Here is a 2,988-nt window from a genome sequence, read left to right on the forward strand (position 1 = left end):
CTGTTGGGGTGTTAATGTCTGTTTTACGTAAATATACTGTTCTTGCTCCTGTGAGCCTAAGTATTGCTTTGTTAGTTGCTAGTTGCAGTGACAATAAAGTTTCCCAGTGCCAACGACTGATTCGAGTTGTGAATGCTGGAACTTCTCTTATTGATAAAAGTAAAGGAACGCAAGTGATAACTAGCATACAGCTATCTAAAGATTTAGACTTTGTGACTAAATCCATTGCAGAACTGAAGCTAAAAGATCCGAAGCTGAAAGAATTTCAAAGCGGTTTTGTGAAGATTTTTCAAAATCTTAGTCAAGCGATCGCTAAGGCAGGTAAGGCGCTTGGTGCAACCAAGACAGCACAAGCCTCAGAATCTGGAAGAGAAAAAATCCAAAAGGCTAGAGCCGAAATTGATTCAGCACTGACAACAGCTACAACTCTTGGCAAACAGTCAGATACATTAGTCAATCAGATGAATAAGTATTGTAGCGAGCCAGAATAATCTATTTGGGGCAGAGAGGCAGAGGGGCAGAAGGGCAGAGGGGAAAAACTTACTGCAACTTCTTCTCTGCTCTTTCATTTTCCCACTGACACGGTGATGCCTCTCGGATAAGCAGTAACTTTTATCACTTTTTTTTCAAAAAATTTCCTGATATACACCAACTTTATCTGTCAAAAGAAGTATTGGTGCAAGTCAAATGAAATACCAGGAGTGATATGAGTCTACTGATAGCGAGTGTGCTGACAACAGTGCCAATATCTGCGGTCAATTTACCAGAAAAGCCCGTAATTCTGCCAGAAAACCCGGTGCAGCAGTCAACACAGGATAATTTATCTCAAGTTGTCTCACCTGCTGAAATTACACCGCCTGAATTCGTGCAACCAGATATAACCACCTCGTCAGCGATAAAAAATAAGTACGAGAATATACTTAGAAAAAGTAGAGACAAAATTCAATTTATCAGTTCCCCTAACTTACCCGAATTAAAAGATACTCAACCTGTAATAGAAGTTGTACAAAACCAGGAAAGCACAGAAGAATTTTCCCAATCTCTTCATCCCTCAGACTCAGACAACACAATGTCTCAAGTCACCTCAGTATCGCACCTCCAAGATGTGCAACCCTCCGACTGGTCTTTTGGTGCTTTGCAGTCTTTAGTAGAACGCTATGGCTGCATTGCAGGATACACTGATGGGACTTATCTGGGGAATCGCAGTATCAGCCGTTATGAATTTGCGGCTGGTTTAAATGCTTGTTTGGAGAAGATTAACGATGCGATGCCTGCGGTGGGCTACGCCTACGCTAACAATAAAATTAATACTGTTAATAATGAAGATTTAATCTTGCTGCAAAGATTGCAAGGCGAATTCAAAGCAGAGTTGCAGCAATTACAGCAGCGCGTCGAAGCTGTGGAAAAGCAGACTAGTGAATTACAAGGAAATCGGTTTTCCACAACTACTAGATTATTTGGTCAAGCCATTTTTAGCGTGCAGGGAACCAATAGCCCCGACGTGGATTTGTTTCCGAGAGATGGAGTACCTGAACGCCAGGGAAAAACCAATCTGACTTTCACAAGTAGCGCCCAACTAACCTTAGCAACTTCATTTACAGGGCGAGATTTGCTGCTAACAGGGCTGTCTGCGGGTAATTTGGGTTCTAATGCATCGTTGTTATCTACCAATATGGGGCGGTTGGGTTTCGAGTCAAATACAGACAACAATCTAGTTATTAGTGACTTATCTTATCGATTTCTCACCTCGGATAACTTGGGAATTGTCGTAGGTACGGCCGGAGTCAACCCGATTAACACCTTTCGCGGTATTAGCCCTTTAGAAGGTTCTAGCGATGGTGCAATTTCTCTATTTGGTCAGCGGAACCCGATTTTAAGTATTGGTAACGGCAGTGGTGGTATAGGCTTTGACTGGCAGATTAGCGATCGCATCAGTTTGCAAGGCGTTTATAGTGCCGAAATACCCAATTTTGCTGGCGATACCAAGCAGGGCGGACTATTTGGTGGTAGATATACTGCTGGCGCTCAGTTAAGTTTAGCACCCACAAATAACATCGATGTCGGCGTACATTATCTCTATTCCCACTCCCCAGATGGCTTACTGGGAGGTGGTATTGGTGATTCTCAACTGATTTCACCTTTTGCAGATCCGACAGCTTTCGATACCCACGCCATTGGCGCTACCGTTGCTTGGCGAATTAACCCTAACTTGCATTTGGGCGGTTGGGGTGGCTTTACTTCTTCCAAGCCGTCTAACCTTTCTGGAAGTGTAGAAACTACCAACTGGATGGTATTCGCGGCTTTTCCTAATTTGTTGCGTCCTGGGAATTTAGGGGGCGTTCTTGTTGGACAACCGCCCAAAATTACTTCCAGTACTTTACCCGACGGCTTCAATTTTCCCAACTTTTCTGATGGGGGGACAGCAGGTGGACGTAGTGACACATCAATTCACGTAGAAGTTTTTTACCGCGCCCAACTCAGCGACAATATCGACTTGACTCCAGGCTTATTCGTTATTTTCAATCCCGATCACAATGCCGCTAACGATGCATTAATCGTTGGGACATTAAGAGCAAGTTTCCGGTTTTAATTTTGTACTGATGTAAAGGTAATAAAATACGCTATTTAACTACTGACTAGTTCAGTATTAGATGCTTTCACGATCCATCAGGAGCAAGGAAAAGTCATGCGTAAACATACGCGTATTTTTTTTGTATGTGATTAAAGGAGCAAATTTTTCATGAAATTAAATTCATCAGTTCAATTGGGTTGTGTTCTTGTTAGCAGCAGCAGTTTAGCCGCAGTTTTTATCGGTTTAGGTGGAACAAGTGCTTCTGCTCAAATCACAATTCAAAGTACTGGTACATTATCGGGTACTATCCAACTTCCCAGAAATAATCCCAATTTCAATCAAAGCACTACTCGCATTGATACAGACGATACGGGGACTTACTCGCGGAACTTAGGTACTAAGAACAATCCTAATTA

Annotated in this window: 2 protein-coding genes and 1 pseudogene; all 3 read left to right on the forward strand. The window is 42.6% G+C overall.

What is annotated here, in order from left to right; genetic code table 11:
- Positions 1-14: 14 nt before the first annotated feature.
- Positions 15-491: a hypothetical protein gene (locus IQ229_RS21430; RefSeq protein ID WP_194047178.1), complete on the forward strand. Its 477-nt coding sequence runs from the start codon at positions 15-17 to the stop codon at positions 489-491.
- Positions 492-706: 215 nt separating this feature from the next.
- Positions 707-2,590 (forward strand): iron uptake porin, encoded by a 1,884-nt coding sequence (locus tag IQ229_RS21435; RefSeq protein ID WP_194047180.1) that lies wholly within the window; start codon positions 707-709, stop codon positions 2,588-2,590.
- 150 nt (positions 2,591-2,740) lie between these two features.
- A pseudogene (locus IQ229_RS21440) lies at positions 2,741-2,988 on the forward strand (hypothetical protein); the annotation flags it as partial.

Origin of the sequence: Nostoc cf. edaphicum LEGE 07299 (assembly GCF_015207245.1) — a bacterium.
Lineage (GTDB): Bacteria > Cyanobacteriota > Cyanobacteriia > Cyanobacteriales > Nostocaceae > Nostoc > Nostoc edaphicum_B.